Origin of the sequence: Hanamia caeni (assembly GCF_003721595.1) — a bacterium.
Classification (GTDB): domain Bacteria; phylum Bacteroidota; class Bacteroidia; order Chitinophagales; family Chitinophagaceae; genus Ginsengibacter; species Ginsengibacter caeni.
Map to the genome: position 1 here is coordinate 102182 of NZ_RJJR01000001.1, position 15970 is coordinate 118151.

The following is a 15970-nucleotide window of genomic DNA, read 5'->3' on the forward strand; positions in this document are numbered from 1 at the left end:
TAATTCAATAAGGCCTTTTATTGTTGCACTTTTGCTCCGTAAGCAAGGTCGCCCGCATCGCCGAGACCGGGGACAATATAACCTTTAGCAGTTAATTCATCATCAATATCGCCGCACCAGATGGTGGCTGTTGGCTCCGCCCTCTGAACATACTCAATCCCTACAGTGCAGGCAAGCGCACAGGCAATGTGTATTTCAGCAGGATTGCCTGCATTCCTTATATATTGAAGTGTTTTTACCAATGAAGAACCCGTGGCCAGCATCGGATCAGAAATAATAACTACCCGGTTTTCCGTATCCGGGCAACTGATGTAATCAAGGCTTATTTCAAAGCTTCCGTCGCGGTTGTGTTTGCGGTAAGCGCTGATAAATGCATTGTCGGCTTTATCGAAATAATCAAGAAATCCGTTATGCATCGCAAGCCCTGCCCGCATGATTGTTGCCAAAACGGGTTGCTTTTCAAGCACTTTACAAACAGATATTCCGAGAGGTGTTGTAATTTCTTTTTCAACCCACGGCAAGGTCTTGCTGATTTCATACGCACAAACCCCGGCAATCCTTTCCAGGTTTTTTCTAAACCTCATCCTGTCGTTTTGAATTTCGATATCCCTAATTTCAGATATCCAGTTCGTAATTAATGAATGATTGTTGCTGAGATTTACTACCATTATTTCTGATTTAAGGACGACTTAAAGTTAAGCGGAAATTTTAAAGTTATAAATTTGAACAAATCTAAAAATTAATAAGAAATAATTGTTTATGATTTATAATGTGATAGGCTTAATGAGTGGCAGTTCGCTCGACGGGCTTGATATTGCTTTTGTTGAATTTTCAGAAACGGCAGGAAAATGGGATTATAAAATCATGTGTGCGGCCTGCATTCAATATGAAGACAGCTGGATTGAGAAATTAAAAAATGCAATAAATTTTTCGGCGTTGGAGTATCAATTATTACACGCTGAATATGGTAGATTTTTGGGAGAACGGATAAATGAATTTATCAACGAATTTCACTTGCATCATAGAGTTAATTTAATAGCTTCTCATGGCCACACTACTTTTCATCTTCCCGCTCAACAGATGACGCATCAATTGGGCGATGGAGCCGCTATTGCAGCAATCACGAGCCTGCCGGTTATCAGCGATCTGCGGGCATTGGACGTTGCCCTTGGTGGACAAGGAGCACCGATTGTTCCGATGGGTGAACAACTGTTATTTCCGGACTTACATTATTTTTTAAATATCGGGGGAATTGCCAATTTGTCCATCCACAGTAAAACAATAAATAGTGAGGATTCGTATTCTGCTAAAGATGAAATTATCGCATTTGATATTTGTGCAGCAAACCGTGTGTTGAACATGCTTGCCTCCGAAAAAGGTTTTGAGTATGATGAAGATGGAAATCTTGCCGCACAGGGAAATGTGAATTTTAATCTTTTGAGCAAATTAAATAGTCTTGAATATTACTCGCTTGCTTATCCTAAATCTTTAGCTAACAGTTTTGGAACCGGGAAAGTATTTCCAATGATAAAGGAGTTTGCGCTTTCGACTGAAGATGCGCTTGCTACTTATACAGAGCATATTTCTTGCCAGGTAAAAAATTCATTGATGCCGTTTTTTAATAATGGAAAACTGCAGCCCGTGATGATTACGGGTGGTGGCGCATTAAATAAATTTCTGATTAAGAAAATCGCTGAGCATATAGGTGAAATTAATTTTGAAGTTTTTATTCCTGGAGATGAGGTGGTAAATTACAAAGAAGCGTTAATAATGGCTTTGCTGGGTACACTTCGGTGGCGCGAACAATATACCGTGCTTTCATCAGTTACCGGAGCCTCCAGAAATAGCATCGGTGGGGCATTGTGGTTAGGCACTGATGCTTAGCTTTTGCGAAAAATATTTAAGTTTTTATGTGAAATTATTTTGTCTATTTTCATTTCTAAATATTGTTTTATGAAAGTAAAATTGGCTGCGGCGTCCTTAATTGCTGTTTTTTTTCTTTCGTGCAATTCGGAAAATGCCGCTAAAGAAAATAACAGCTATAATGAAACAAAGACTTCTTTATTGAAAAAGGAAGAAAAAAATCCTGCGCACTTTATTGTCGTAAAAGGGAATAGTAAAAAAAACATTGTAGGACAAACAGTGGTGAAAGGAACGCTTCACAACAGAGCATCAGTCGCTATCTTTAAAGACGTTGACATTAAACTTTCCTTTTATTCTACAACGAAAGCTTTGCTGGAAACGGACCGCGAAACTATTTACCAAATCTTAAACCCGGGTGAATCGCAGGATTTTAAAACAAAGTATTTTGCGCCCAAAGGCACTGATAGCGTGGCCCTGGAGGTAATTGGCGCAAAAGTAATTCCAGGCACTTCAAATTGATTTTCTTAAAATAAAATGGCCGGTTATTTAAAAACCGGCCATTTACTGGTTGCATTACAAATATAACGGGTATGGTTACACGAAATTATTTTTCTTTAAAATAGCTTGCATCCCACAATTCGTATTTCTTATAAAGGGTTGGTAATTCAGATTGAAAACGCGCATAATCTTTTTTATCTTTTGGCGACCAGACTACTTCGCTCAATGCGCTCATTCTTGGAAAAACCATGTATTCTAATTTCTGTGGATTTGCAACATATTCAGTCCACAGGTTTCCCTGGGCGCCGAGTATATATTTTTCTTCTGATGGGTCAAGTTCTGTTGGAATAGGTTCATAATTATAAACTTTTTCCAGCGGTAAGTATCCGCCAATAGTGAGACTGTCATCATTTTTTGTTTGAGAATAATCAAAATAGCAATAAGTGGCTGGCGTCATTATTACGTCATGGTGTTCTTTAGCAGCCGCAATTCCGCCTTTTTCTCCGCGCCAGCTCATAACGGTTGCATTGGGCGCCAGGCCGCCTTCCAGTATTTCATCCCAGCCAATAATTTTTCTTCCTTTGCTGTTCACATATTTTTCAATCCGCTGGATAAAATAGCTCTGAAGTCCATGCTCATCTTTCAGATTTTTTTCTTTGATTAATTGCTGGCAAAACGGCGATTCTTTCCAATAAGTTTTTGGCGCTTCATCTCCGCCGATATGAATATATTTTGAAGGAAATAAAGCAATTACTTCATCCAGCACATTCTCAAGGAATTTGAATGTGTTTTCCGACGGTACGAAAATATCATCAAACACGCCCCATGTTTGCTGAACCTGTTTTCCTTCTCTGCTGCCTGCCCAAGCAGTCTTTGGCGAGATAGGCGTAGGTCTGTCGGGAAAGCAACTTAGTTCCGGATAGGCCGCAATAGCAGCGGAGGCATGGCCGGGAAGTTCAATCTCAGGAATGATGGTAATGAACCGGTCTTTCGCATATTTGATAACCTCTTTTATCTGTTCCTGTGTATAAAAACCACCATAACGTAAATTGTCATTTCCAGTGCCGGGATAATGCCCGATTATAGTTCCATTGCGGAAGCCGCCCACTGATGTGAGCTTAGGATATTTCTTTATTTCTATTCTCCATCCCTGGTCTTCGGTGAGATGCCAGTGGAAAGTATTGTATTTAAAATATGCCAGGTAATCAATGTATTTCTTTACATAATCAACATCAAAAAAATGACGGCCAACGTCAAGGTGCATACCTCTGTACTGGAAGCGTGGATAATCATTTATAGATACCTGCGGAACGGTAAACCCTGCGGATAAAGAAATTTGTTTCGTATCAGGCATAAGTTGCAGTAAAGATTGCATTCCGTAAAACAATCCTTCTTTGGATGCACTGCTAACTGTAATCTGATGCGCCGTTGCCTCCAATTTATATTCATCCTTTTTATCGCCTGCTTTCGCGAGCTTAAAAATGATAACTGATTGTTTTCCCTTAGCTTGATTATTTTTTACGGGTAAAGTAAATCCATATAATTTTTCCAAATAGTAATTGAACATTTTAGCAATATGTGAAACGTCGTTGCCGGCAATCACCTGCGTTTCAGCATTAAAATTAAAATTACCGGAATGTACTTCCATCGCTACAGGTTCAGGAATTATTACCATTTTATTTTGCGATTTTAAAGTTGAGATTGAAAATAAAAGCGGAATCAATAAAAGTCGTTTCATATAATGTAATTTGAATGAAAAGCGAATATCCTTTATTAAATCGGGAAGAACAATTTTCGTGCAAATTGCAGCATAACCAATTTTGAAACATTAAAACACTGGTAAGCTTTGCCAGCGCTTTTCAATTTTGCATGAAAAAGTGAAATTACTCCAGTGCATTAAATGCTTAACTTTAATTTTTTCTCTTGTTGTTTAGTTTTAAATAATCCGCATGATTTCACTTCAGCATGTTACAAAGAAATTTGGCTCTTACACTGCAGTGGATAATATTTCGTTCGAGGTAGGCAAAGGCGAAACGGTTGTGTTGCTTGGTACCAGCGGATGTGGAAAGACTACTACATTAAGGATGATTAACCGGTTAATAGATTGTTCTTCCGGAAATATTTTGGTTCGGGGTGAAAATATCAGGGACATTCCGGTGGAAAATTTTAGAAGAAATATCGGGTATGTTTTGCAACATAACGGACTTTTTCCTCATTATACAATTTCGGAAAATATTGCTATAGTGCCACAACTTTTGAAATGGCCACAACAAAAAATTGCCAGCCGCATTTCCGAATTGTTAGATAAAGTCCATCTTCATGAAAGCATTTTATCTCTTTACCCCGAACAATTGAGTGGAGGACAACAACAACGAATTGGCCTGGCGAGGGCGCTCGCTGCCGATCCGCCAATACTGTTAATGGACGAGCCTTTCGGTGCACTTGACGCCATCACAAGAAAAAAAATCACAAAAGAATTTTCGGGCCTTGACTTATTAAAAAATAAAACAATCGTTTTGGTCACTCATGATATTCGCGAAGCTTTTGAATTGGGGGATAGAATTTTATTGATGGACAAGGGGCAAATAGTGCAGCAGGGCAAACCCGCTGAATTGTTGTTTCATCCTGCCAGCGATTTTGTATCTGAATTTTTTTCTAATCAGGAAATGGAATTGCAATTAAATGCTGTTTTTCTAAAAGATATTTTTAAACATTTGCAATATTCAGCAACCGATGAAAATAATTTGACATTTACAGAAGATACACTGAGCTTATGGGATGCTCTTGAATTACTCCAGTCTGAAAAGCAAAAGTATCTTTCAATAAAAAACGCTGCCGGAGAAATAAGACATGCGGGCTACGACTCTTTATTTACGGGCCTTGAGGCTATAAAGCGGCAAAGCCATGAATGACGCACCCACTCTTTTTTATTTCATGAAGGAGCAATCCGGCAAAATCTTTGACCAGCTACTTCAACATATTGGCCTTACTTTTATTTCGTTATTATTTGCCGTAATTATTGGTGTTCCTTTAGGCATTTATATCTCAAGAAAAAGAAAGCTGGCTGCACCTGTATTGGGTATTACCAATGTATTACAAACTATTCCCAGTATTGCATTGCTTGGTTTTATGATACCACTGCTTGGGATAGGGCCAGTTCCGGCAATCGTTGCCTTATTCCTTTATGCGCTGCTTCCGATTGTACGAAATACTTACACTGGAATGAATGAAGTTGATCCGATTGTACTCGAATCTGCGAAAGGCATGGGAATGACAACAGGGCAAATTTTGAGAAAGGTAAAACTACCCTTATCCATGCCCGTTATACTCGCTGGCATACGGACAGCCACGGTGATAAACGTAGGCGTCGCCACCCTCGCGTCTTACATTGGTGCAGGAGGATTAGGAGAATTTATTTTTGGAGGTATTGCATTAAATAATACCAATATGATTTTAGCAGGCGCCATTCCCGCTGCGCTGCTTGCGATTTTTTTCGATTTTATTTTATCGCGATTGCAAAAATTGAATGTAAGAAAAGTAAGAATTTCCTTTTGGTTAATACCGGTTTGTATCGTGGTTCTTTCTTCCTTTTATATACTGCCTGACTTTTATCGCAGCAAAATGCTCGCCGGCTTCACACCTGAATTTATGGGCAGAGAAGATGGATACCTGGGATTAAAAAAAGTGTACAAACTTAATATTCGCACGGTAGTTATCAGCGATGCAGTGATGTATAAGGCAGTGTATGAAAAGAAATTGGATGTGATAGACGGATACAGCACAGATGGACGGTTGAAAGCATTCGACCTTAAAATTTTAAAAGATGATAAAGGCATTTTTCCACCCTATTATGCTGCGCCTCTCGTGCGTTCGGAAATTTTAGCGAAGTATCCTGAATTGAAAAGTGTTTTGAATCAATTGTCCGGAAAGATTAATGATTCCGTGATGACTGAATTGAATTACCAGGTGGATTATTTAAAACGATCCCCTGAACAAGTGGCAAAGCAATTTTTAATGGAACGGAGTTTGTATAAAAATCCCTTAATCGCTGATAAAGGAACGATACGGATTGGCTCCAAAATTTTCGGCGAGCAATATATCCTGGCAGCCATGTATTCAATGTTAATAAGAGGAAATACTCATCTGAAGGTGGAAACCAAAACAGGCCTGGGAGGAACAAAGATTTGTTTTGATGCGTTAGTAAACCAACAAATTGATATGTATCCTGAATACACAGGAACCGGCCTTTTGGTAATTTTGCAGGCGCCCGGCGCTGTGATTGCAAAGCTGGGAAGCAATAGTGAAAAAGTGTATACTTATGTTCAGTCAGAATTTTTGAAAAATTATAATCTGGAATGGTTAAAACCGATAGGCTTTAATAATACGTATGCACTGATGATGCGTAGAAAACAAGCTGATGAAAAAGGTATTCAGCGTATTTCGGATCTTGTGAATTATTTAAACAACAAATGAAATGAATTTATTGGAAAAATATAAAGAAATAAGAGCGTATACAGAAGATATCTGCAAACCCTTGCAGACAGAGGATTACGTTGTGCAGCCGGTTGTGGATGTAAGTCCTCCGAAATGGCACATTGGGCATGTTACCTGGTTTTTTGAAACTTTTGTTTTGAAACCAAATATGAAAGATTATAGAGAATTTGATTCAAATTATAATTACGTTTTCAATAGTTATTATGAAAATGCCGGGGCGCGGGTAATCCGTACCGACCGTGGAAACCTCAGCAGGCCTACTGTTGAAGATATTTATCGATACCGAAAGCATGTAGATGAGGCGATGGATGATTTTTTGGGGCACCAGGTTTCAAAAGAAGTGGAAGAACTTTTAGTGATTGGCTTCAATCATGAGCAGCAGCACCAGGAGCTTTTAATGACTGATATAAAATACATACTTGGAAATAATCCATTGTTTCCGGCTTATAAAAATCAAATTGTTAGTAAACCAACCTACCTGTCCGGTAGGCAGGCAAATAAAGCAGATTCTGATTTTGTAAAAATAAAAGAAGGCATTTATGAAATTGGATTTGATGGCGATGGTTTTTGTTTCGATAATGAATTGAAGCGCCATCGCGTTTTTCTTAACGATTTTAGCATTTCCAAATCTCTTGTTACCAACAAAGAGTATCTTGAATTTATGAACGGTGGTGGTTATAAAGATTTTAATCTTTGGCTTTCTGATGGATGGGCATGGTTGAAACAAACAGAAACGGATAGCCCGATGTATTGGCATTTCATTGAGGGAAAATGGTTCAATTACACCTTAGAGGGATTGAAACCCGTTGATCCTGACGAACCGGTTTGCCACATTAGTTTTTATGAGGCAAATGCGTATGCAGCCTGGAAAAAAATGCGACTTCCTGCCGAGTTTGAATGGGAAGCCGCTGCTCCGAATTTTGAATGGGGGCGAAGATGGGAATGGACAGAAAGCGCTTATCTTCCATACCCGGGCTTTGAAAAAGCGCCTGGCGCAATAGGGGAATATAATGGCAAATTCATGGTGAACCAGCAAGTGCTCCGCGGCGCTTCTGACGTTACTTCACCCGGACATAGCCGCATTACGTATCGCAATTTTTTTCAACCAAATCTTCGTTGGCAATATACGGGAATCCGGTTAGCCCAATAAAAAATATGAAACAATTTTTAGATGATGTACTGAAAGGCCTTCAGGCATCGCCAAAGTATTTAGATTCAAAATATTTCTACGATAAAGAGGGCGACAGGCTTTTCCAAAAAATAATGGAAAGTGATGAATATTACCTCACTAATGCAGAGATGGAAATTTTTTCGACTCAGCAAAAAAGCATGGCTGATGAGGTGATAAAAAATGCTGATAAATTGGATGTAATAGAATTTGGTCCAGGCGATGTAACCAAGTCGATCCATTTATTAAAAGAATTATCTGCAAGGAATGTGATTGATAACTATGTTCCCATTGATATTTCAAAAAATATAATTACTTTTTTAGAAAATGACTTGCCAAAACAAATTCCGGATTTGACTATCAAAGGTCTTGCAGGAGAATATTTTGAAATGCTCAGTTCAGCTAAAAACATTTCATCAAACAGGAAGCTGGTATTATTTCTCGGCGCAAATATTGGGAATTTTAAATTTGACGAGATGCCCGCGTTTCTTTCAAGACTACGCAATTCTTTGTCTACAGGGGATTTGGTGTTAATTGGTTTTGATTTAAAGAAAAATCCTAAAAAGATTTTAGCTGCCTACGATGACGCGGAAGGATATACAAAAGCCTTTAATCTGAATTTGCTCCATCGAATCAACAATGAATTAAATGGAAATTTTATTGAGCATAATTTTGAACATTATGCCATGTATGATCCTTCCACCGGCGCCTGTAAAAGTTATCTGATTTCCCTGAAAAAACAATCGGTAATAATCGGGAAAGCTGAAATCCATTTTGAAAAAGATGAACCTGTTTTCATGGAAATCTCTCAAAAATATTCAATGCATCAGATTAACAAGATTACAGCTGAGGCTGGGTTTGCTAACCAGGCTAATTTCTTTGACAGTCATCATTATTTCGTAGATGTAATATTCGTTTGCAACTAAAATTTTATTTTTTTTAATAGTAAACCAACAAATTTTAATGATTTTTATTTTACGAATAAGATGAACAAATCTTAAATTTGCACTCCCAATGCCCGATAGTATAATGGTAGTACAGCAGATTCTGATTCTGCTTGTCTTGGTTCGAATCCAGGTCGGGTAACAAAAAGAATGATACTGAAAAGGTATCATTTCGTTTATTAAAACGACTCCGTAGCTCAGTTGGTAGAGCAGCTGACTCTTAATCAGCGGGTCCAGGGTTCGAGTCCCTGCGGGGTCACCATATAATATCGGGTGACAAGGAATCTGCTTTTGATTACATATTAAATGAAAATATTGCCAGGACTTTTTTATCTGCTGCCTGTTCTGAAACATAAACTTTATCTTTAAATTTTATCTGATTTGCTTGTGCATAAAAATTGTGTTTTTATGAAAAATATTGCCAGCCTGATTTTATTTTCATTTTTGTTTTTTTCATGCAATACTGAACCGGGCAAAAACCAGCAGAGTACGTTAAATGACTCTACAAGCTTGTGGGTAAAGCCTGATGGTAAAGACAGCATGCTGCTTCTTTCAGACAGGCCGCCAAACCTCGAAACACCTTTGAAATATTTTCTTGAGGATTATACGCCAAACAAAGTATTTTTTGTTCGCTGGCATCTGTCTGGCCTGCCTGCTGCTGTTGACCCGGATACTTTTCGTTTACGTATAGGCGGCAACGTTAGTAAGGAAGTGGCTTTATCGCTCAATGATTTAAAAACAAAGTTTACTCCTTATACCATCACAGCCTTATGCCAGTGCTCCGGCAATTCAAGAAGCTTTTTTGATCCAAGGGTGCCCGGCGGTCAATGGAAAAACGGAGCAATGGGCAATGCAAAGTGGACGGGTGTTAAGCTGAAAGACATCCTTGAATATGCAGGGAGGAAACCGGGGTCAAAAGAGGTGAGTTTTAACGGGCTTGATGTGCCCCCGATGGCCTCTGTTCCTGATTTTGAAAAATCCTTGTCTTATGAGCATGCTACAGATGGCGAGGTAATGGTGGCGTATGAAATGAATGGAGAAGCGTTGCCCTTATTAAACGGTTATCCTCTTAAATTAGTAGTGCCGGGATGGTTTGCCACCTATTGGGTAGGAATGCTGAGCGATATAACCGTACATACAGAACCATTCGACGGATTTTGGATGAAAAAGGCATACCTCGTTCCAAAGGGAGTCGCGAACGGAAATGAATCTCCTGATTCGATAGCTACGAATGTTGAGCCCATCAGTGTGATGGATGTGCGTTCTTTATTTGTTTCCCCGGAACCGAATGAAACTGTGCCGGTAAGTAAAGAAACAGACGTGCAGGGTGTTGCTTTTGACGGCGGCTTTGGCATCACCAAAGTTGAATTGTCAACAGATAGCGGAAAAACCTGGCAGCCGGCAAGACTCGGCCCCAATCTCGGAAAGTATTCGTGGAGAAGATGGCATTATACATTTTCACCTACGCAAAAGGGCGATTATAAATTGTATGTAAAAGCGACAAATGCAAAAGGAGAAACCCAGCCTAAGCATCAGTGGAACCACAGCGGATATATGCGCAATGAAATTGAAATATTACCATTAAAAGCAGAATAGCCATGAAGAATCTTTACTTAAAAAGCGGACTTCTTTTTTTTGTATTTGCCATCTTTGTGGTTTCCTGTAAAGATGCTGCCGATCATCCAAAAGAGGCTTTGGCAACAACTGCACCCGATCTTAAGAATGTGCAGGTTACATTACCCACTGCTGCCGGCTCACAAACTTTTAATGCCAATTGCGTGATTTGCCATTCAGCGGCACTGGTGGCCACTCAACCGGATTTCCCTGAAAAAACCTGGGCAAGCATTGTTACCAAAATGCGAAAAACTTTCGGAGCGCCTGTTTCAGATTCTGCGGCGAAAATAATTATTCAATATTTAGCAACAGTAAAAGGGAAAAGTTAAGCGTTGTTATAAATTTTTATAACAGGCTCCCTGATGGCGGAGGCTTCGCCGGTACAATACCAATAAATCACATTGGCAATTGATTCCGCTTTTACCCAATTCTCAAATTGCGCATCAGGCATTCCTTCGCGATTGGAAGGCGTATCAATTGTGCTGGGAATTACCACACTTGTTACTACATTTTTTCCTTGTGCTTCAGCATTCATTATTTCGGCCAGGCGAAAAAGCAGCGATTTTGCCAATGCATAGGCAACTACCCCTTTACCTTTTTTTGGAGAAAGACCTTGTTTGGAGCCAATCATAAAAATTCTTCCATTGCCTTGCTTCATCATTTGTTCAAACACGGGCTTTGCTACATTGTACGCTGTCTCAAAATTTAACTGGTATTGCTTTTTTATATCTGCAGTTGTTGTGTTACTGATTGTTCCCTTTGCAAATCCGCCTACGGTCAGGACGGCCGCATCGATGGTGTGATATTTTTCAACTATTTTATGAATGAATTTTTCTGATTCAACTTCATCTTCAAGATTCACTATAGTTTGTTCGAACATGTCGGAAGAAGGATCGTCGCCTGTTTTTGAAGGGTGTAGTGAAGTTCCGCATACGAAAAATCCTTGCTGTATAAATTTTTTAACTACAGCGCTACCAAGATTGCCGTTAGCGCCTGTTACAATTACTGTTTTCATCAACTATCTTTTAAAGTGATTTTATCAAAGTTATATTTTAATGTCAGTATTTTAATTACATCTTAACGCTAATCATTCATTGTCCGGCCTTAATTGTGATTACCTTATATTTGAGGATTTAGACCAAAATAATCGACATGAATTTTACAAAAAAATTTTTCCTTTTTCTTTTTTTAGGTTGTTTTATTTCTATTACAATTTTAAATGCCCAGAAGATAACACGGCCCAAACTGGTGGTGGGTATAGCTGTGGATCAAATGCGCTGGGATTACCTGTACCGGTATTATCCGCGGTATCAGGATGGAGGATTTAAACGTTTGCTGAATGAAGGATTTTCCTGTGAAAATACTTTCATTAATTATCTGCCTTCTTATACAGCCGTAGGCCATACCACTATATTTACTGGGTCTGTCCCGGCGATTGACGGTATCACAGGCAATGACTGGATAGATCAGATTACCGGCAGGAAATGGTATTGTACAGAAGATACTGCCGTATCAACGGTAGGAAGTTCTTCTAAAGAGGGGCAGATGTCTCCAAGAAATCTTTTGGTGTCAACCATTACAGATGAACTGCGGCTTGCTACTAATTTCGAATCGCGGGTAGTAGGCGTTTCTTTAAAAGACAGGGCTTCTATCCTGCCCGCAGGCCACACCGCGAACGGAGCATTTTGGTTTGATGATGCAACAGGAAATTTTATCACCAGCACTTATTATATGAAGGAACTGCCGTCCTGGGCAAATAATTTCAACAAATTGAAAATGCCTGAAAAGCTTTCTGAAAAGGAATGGAACACCTTATTCCCGGTTTCATCATATACCCAAAGTACTGCTGATGATGTGCCTTGGGAAGGGCTTTTCAAAAATGAAAAATCACCGGTTTTTCCCCACCGGATTTCAGCCCTTGTGAAACAGGATAAAGGAAACATCCGTACAACCCCCTTTGGAAATACGCTTACACTCGATTTTGCAAAAGCGGCAATCGAAGGATACAACCTTGGTAATGGAAAAGCCACTGACTTCTTAACGGTTAACTGTGCTTCTACCGATTATGTGGGCCATAAATATGGACCTAATTCGATTGAAGTAGAAGATGTATATCTCAGGCTTGACAGGGATCTTGCTTCATTTTTTTCTTTCCTGGATAATAAGATAGGCAAGGGGAATTATCTTGTGTTCCTTTCAGCAGACCACGGCGCAGCCAACTCAGTTGGCTTTATGGAGGATCACAACCTTCCTGCTGATTTGCTGCCAACAGATGAAATCGAAACTAATCTTGTCAATTTTCTACATCAAAAATTTGGAGTAGATAAATTAATATCCTCTTCAATTAATTATCACCTGAGTTTTGACATGAAAAAAATTGAAGACAACAAACTTGATTATGAAGATGTGAAAAAAGCAACAGTTTCTTTTTTAGAAAAACAACCGGGGATTCAATTTGCCGTTGATATAGAAAACATTGGTGATGCGCCTGTTCCGGAACCCATCAAAACAGCGATTATTAATGGTTATAACTCAAAAAGAACCGGGCCGGTAATTATTATTCCTGAGCCCGCATGGTATGGTGGGCGTTCAAAAGCCGGGACGACACATGGTAATTGGAATCCGTATGATACACACATCCCTTTGGTATTTTTTGGCTGGCATATTCCACAAGGGAGTACTAACAGAAAGGTAAATATGACTGATATTTCTGCAACACTTGCGGCGCTTCTTCACATTCAGCAGCCAAACGGATGTGTGGGAGAAGTGATTACCGAATTGACTTCAAACATCGGCGGCAAATAGAATTATTTCATGTTACATAGTAAATGGATAAATAAAGAAGATTTAAATTCTGCCCAAAGGTACAAGCGGGGAAGAAAGTAGTCAACAAACGAATTGCAGTTAAATGACCGGAAACTGAAGACCGGAATTGAGGCGCCCTGGCAGTAAAATGACAGGGCGTTTTTTGTATCTCATCCCAAATTCTCAGTAATTAATTTTAAATTTTCAAGCTGCATTATTGTGGTGATTGTTTTGGTCGCATTGTCGATTTGTAAGCAATTAGATTTAATATCGAAAGGATGTATATTTACTAATATATTTAGTATTTTTGTCCTAAAATATTAAGCATTCTAATGCTTTCATGAACACGGCAAAAGCAAATATCATTGCTCAATTAAAAAAGGATATTCTTCCTTTGCAGGGATTCAAGAATATATTGAATGCCGTAGCATTAGATGAAATTCCTGCAGCAATAAAAAATGCTTTCCCAAATGCAGCTTTTCCTTTAGGGGCTGTCCATGAATTGATCGCTGATGGCGCAGAAGATGCTACAGCCACCTTTGGTTTTATTGCCGGAATTCTTGCTTCAATTATGCGGAGTTCCGGGGCTGCTATCTGGATTTGTGCATCGCAGTCTGTTTTTCCACCAGCATTAAAGTCTTTTGGTATCAGGCCCGATAACATCATTTTCATTTATTTAAAAAAAGAAAAAGAGATTTTATGGGCAATGGAAGAAGCGCTCAAATGCAAAGGCTTATCAGCGGTGATCGGCGAAGTGCAGGATTTAAGTTTTACAGCTTCAAGACGGCTGCAACTGGCCATTGAGCAAAGCCAGGTAACAGGTTTTATTGTTCGCCGTAATCCACGCAATTTGAATACTAATGCTTGCCTCACCCGTTGGAAAATAACTTCTTTACCAGGCGAATTACCAGCAGGTATGCCGGGTGTAGGTTTTCCGCGGTGGAATGTGGAATTATTGAAGGTCAGGAATGGCAGGCCGGGAAGCTGGCAGATAGAATTTGCCGCCGGAAGATTGAGGCACATTCCAATGATCGCCGCAATTCATCCACAGCAACAGAAGAAAACGGGATGACATGCAGAAACGCTTTATTTCGATATGGTTCCGTAATCTCAAAACGGATTGGTGGATTCGTCGCCGGCCTATGCTTCATGATAAGCCTTTTGTCCTGGCTTTGCCTGATCATGGACGAATGGTCATCACAGCGGCAAATAAGTTAGCTCAAAAGCAAGGAATTGATATGGGTATGGTAGTAGCAGATGCAAGAGCCCTTATTCCTTCTTTAAAAATACTGGATGATGAGCCGCAGACTTCTGCCCGGTTACTGAATGAACTTGCAGAATGGTGCATCCGCTATACGCCTGCTGTGGCCATTGACCCGCCGGATGGCCTTCTTCTTGATGTGACAGGCTGTGCCCATCTATGGGGTGGAGAAAAATTATATCTAACGGATATCCGTAAACGTTTTAAGGGTTTCGGTTACGATATCAGCATAGCATTGGTAGATACGGTTGGCGCTGCATGGGCCATTGCCCGGTTCAGCCCAAATGATACAATTATTGAAAGTGGCCAGCAACATGCGGCGCTCCTTTCATTGCCACCGGCAGCACTTCGAATTGAAGACTCTGTAATAGAAAGGTTAGAGAAACTAGGTCTAAGACAAATCAGCCAGCTTATCAGTATGCCCCGTTCTGCTTTACGCCGCCGCTTTGGTCCGCAGATTCTGCAGCGTTTAGACCAGGCTTTGGGCAATGAAGAAGATGGGATCAACCCGGTACAACCCATCGAGCCTTACCAGGAACGGTTGCCTTGCCTGGAACCCATTATGACGGCAACAGGAATTGAAATCGCCTTACAAAAATTACTGGATGCCTTATGCCATCGTCTTCAACAGGAACAAAAAGGACTTCGTACGGCTTTGTTTAAAGGTTACCGTATGGATGGTAAAGTTCAAAAGATTGAAATCGGGACCAACAGGCCATCCTGTAATTCTAAACATCTTTTTAAATTATTTGAGAACAAAATCGAATCTATTGAACCTGCATCAGGAATAGAATTATTTACACTCGAAGCTTCAAAAGTAGAAGACCTGTCAACGTTACAGGAACAACTATGGGGAAGCAAGATGGACCTGGATAATGTGGAGCTATCTGAACTATTGGACCGGATAGCAGGGAAGGTCGGCGCTTATAACATTCATCGCTATATTCCTGCTGAGCATTACTGGCCTGAGCGTTCATTCAAAGAAGCTTCCTCGTTAAATGAAACAATCCAAACTGCCTGGAAGGTGGACAGGCCAAGGCCGTTGCAACTATTATCCAGGCCCCAACCTATTGAAGTCACCGCACCCATCCCTGATTATCCACCGATGTTGTTTCGATATAAAGACAAGCTGCATAAAGTAATAAAGGCCGATGGTCCGGAAAGAATTGAGGCGGAATGGTGGCTCCAGGATGGTCAACACCGCGACTATTATTGTGTGGAAGATGAAGACGGGTATCGCTACTGGCTGTTCCGGTCAGGGCACTATGATGCAGCTAAATCGTATCAATGGTTTATTCATGGCTTCTTTGCCTAAAATGTAAA

14 protein-coding genes and 2 tRNA genes are annotated in these 15970 nt (G+C 39.9%); 13 read left to right on the forward strand and 3 right to left on the reverse strand.

The features are described 5' to 3' along the window. Positions 1–17: 17 nt before the first annotated feature. Positions 18–668: a uracil phosphoribosyltransferase gene (gene upp, locus EFY79_RS00470; RefSeq protein WP_123118705.1), complete on the reverse strand. Its 651-nt coding sequence runs from the start codon at positions 666–668 to the stop codon at positions 18–20. A 91-nt stretch (positions 669–759) separates the two neighbouring features. On the opposite strand from upp, the gene EFY79_RS00475 reads away from it, so the two are divergent. Both EFY79_RS00475 and EFY79_RS00480 read left to right on the forward strand, forming a co-directional pair. After that, positions 760–1884 carry an anhydro-N-acetylmuramic acid kinase gene (locus EFY79_RS00475; RefSeq protein WP_123118706.1) on the forward strand — a complete coding sequence of 375 codons (1125 nt, stop codon included), beginning with the start codon at positions 760–762 and terminating at the stop codon, positions 1882–1884. A 69-nt stretch (positions 1885–1953) separates the two neighbouring features. Beyond that, positions 1954–2382 carry a hypothetical protein gene (locus EFY79_RS00480; RefSeq protein WP_123118707.1) on the forward strand — a complete coding sequence of 143 codons (429 nt, stop codon included), beginning with the start codon at positions 1954–1956 and terminating at the stop codon, positions 2380–2382. An 85-nt stretch (positions 2383–2467) separates the two neighbouring features. On the opposite strand, the gene EFY79_RS00485 is transcribed toward EFY79_RS00480, so the two are convergent. Next, positions 2468–4099 carry a beta-N-acetylhexosaminidase gene (locus tag EFY79_RS00485; protein ID WP_123118708.1) on the reverse strand — a complete coding sequence of 544 codons (1632 nt, stop codon included), beginning with the start codon at positions 4097–4099 and terminating at the stop codon, positions 2468–2470. 211 nt (positions 4100–4310) lie between these two features. Between EFY79_RS00485 and EFY79_RS00490 the strand changes: the two genes are divergently transcribed. From EFY79_RS00490 to EFY79_RS00525, 8 genes are all read left to right on the forward strand, one after another. Then, positions 4311–5273: an ABC transporter ATP-binding protein gene (locus EFY79_RS00490; RefSeq protein WP_123118709.1), complete on the forward strand. Its 963-nt coding sequence runs from the start codon at positions 4311–4313 to the stop codon at positions 5271–5273. Further along, entirely contained in the window at positions 5266–6834 is a 1569-nt protein-coding gene (locus tag EFY79_RS00495) for an ABC transporter permease/substrate-binding protein (RefSeq protein ID WP_123118710.1), read from the forward strand. Before EFY79_RS00490 ends, EFY79_RS00495 begins: the two co-directional genes overlap by 8 nt. Before the next feature lies 1 nt (position 6835). After that, positions 6836–8005, forward strand: a complete 1170-nt coding sequence (gene egtB, locus EFY79_RS00500) for an ergothioneine biosynthesis protein EgtB (RefSeq protein ID WP_123118711.1) — start codon at positions 6836–6838, stop codon at positions 8003–8005. 5 nt (positions 8006–8010) lie between these two features. Beyond that, positions 8011–8949 carry an L-histidine N(alpha)-methyltransferase gene (locus EFY79_RS00505; RefSeq protein ID WP_123119207.1) on the forward strand — a complete coding sequence of 313 codons (939 nt, stop codon included), beginning with the start codon at positions 8011–8013 and terminating at the stop codon, positions 8947–8949. A gap of 89 nt (positions 8950–9038) precedes the next feature. Then, positions 9039–9109, forward strand: a tRNA-Gln gene (locus tag EFY79_RS00510). 44 nt (positions 9110–9153) lie between these two features. Further along, positions 9154–9229: transfer RNA gene (locus EFY79_RS00515), tRNA-Lys, on the forward strand. Between the two features lie 146 nt (positions 9230–9375). After that, on the forward strand, positions 9376–10563 hold the full coding sequence (locus EFY79_RS00520) for a molybdopterin-dependent oxidoreductase (protein ID WP_199727402.1): 1188 nt from the start codon (positions 9376–9378) through the stop codon (positions 10561–10563). Between the two features lie 2 nt (positions 10564–10565). Next, positions 10566–10910 carry a c-type cytochrome gene (locus EFY79_RS00525; protein ID WP_123118712.1) on the forward strand — a complete coding sequence of 115 codons (345 nt, stop codon included), beginning with the start codon at positions 10566–10568 and terminating at the stop codon, positions 10908–10910. On the opposite strand, the gene EFY79_RS00530 is transcribed toward EFY79_RS00525, so the two are convergent. Further along, positions 10907–11596, reverse strand: a complete 690-nt coding sequence (locus EFY79_RS00530) for an SDR family NAD(P)-dependent oxidoreductase (protein ID WP_123118713.1) — start codon at positions 11594–11596, stop codon at positions 10907–10909. The genes EFY79_RS00525 and EFY79_RS00530 overlap by 4 nt on opposite strands. A 137-nt stretch (positions 11597–11733) precedes the next feature. Between EFY79_RS00530 and pafA the strand changes: the two genes are divergently transcribed. From pafA to EFY79_RS00545, 3 genes are all read left to right on the forward strand, one after another. Continuing rightward, positions 11734–13386, forward strand: a complete 1653-nt coding sequence (gene pafA / locus EFY79_RS00535; protein WP_123118714.1) for an alkaline phosphatase PafA — start codon at positions 11734–11736, stop codon at positions 13384–13386. Between the two features lie 340 nt (positions 13387–13726). Next, positions 13727–14458, forward strand: a complete 732-nt coding sequence (locus EFY79_RS00540) for an ImuA family protein (RefSeq protein WP_123118715.1) — start codon at positions 13727–13729, stop codon at positions 14456–14458. A gap of 1 nt (position 14459) precedes the next feature. Beyond that, a complete protein-coding gene (locus EFY79_RS00545; protein WP_123118716.1) occupies positions 14460–15962 on the forward strand; it encodes a Y-family DNA polymerase in 1503 nt (500 codons plus the stop codon). Positions 15963–15970: the final 8 nt, after the last annotated feature.